General features: G+C 66.2%; 1 protein-coding gene. It reads left to right on the plus strand.

Going from position 1 to position 480, the window contains the following annotated elements; all coding sequences use genetic code 11:
• Positions 1–392, plus strand: a 392-nt coding sequence (locus B3873_RS23270) for an adenosylcobinamide-GDP ribazoletransferase (protein WP_286869287.1), incomplete at its 5' end; no start/stop codon positions are given.
• Between the last annotated feature and the right edge of the window lie 88 nt (positions 393–480).

Raw genomic sequence — 480 nt, forward strand, 5'->3', positions numbered from 1 at the left:
CGCTGCTGCCGTTGCAGGTACTGGCCGTGCTGGGGATGGCGCATCCGCTGTCGCGCTGGCTGGCCACTTGTCTCATCTGGCGCATGGAATACGTGCGCGAAGAGGGCAAGGTCAAGCCGCTGGCGCAGCAGATGGGGCAGGGCGAATTCCTGCTGGCGACCTTGTTTGCGGTGCTGCCGGTGATCGGGGTGATCGCGCTGGGCATGATGTCCTGGCAGCGCATTGCCGCCGGCGCGCTGCTGGCGGCAGTGGCGACGCTCTGGCTGGCCGCGCGGTTCCGGCGTCGCCTAGGCGGCTATACCGGGGATTGCCTGGGCGCGGTTCAACAGTTGAGCGAGACCGCCTTTTATCTCGGTGCGCTTGCCTCGCTGCCGTCCTGGTGGAATCCCTGAGCCATGCTGCTGAATCTGATTCGCCATCCCCAGCCGCTGGTGGACAAGAGCACCTGTTACGGACGCAGCGATATTGCGGTCGCGCCCG

It is taken from the genome of Herbaspirillum sp. UBA812, assembly GCF_002296545.1.
Taxonomy (GTDB): Bacteria; Pseudomonadota; Gammaproteobacteria; order Burkholderiales; family Burkholderiaceae_D; genus Herbaspirillum; species Herbaspirillum huttiense.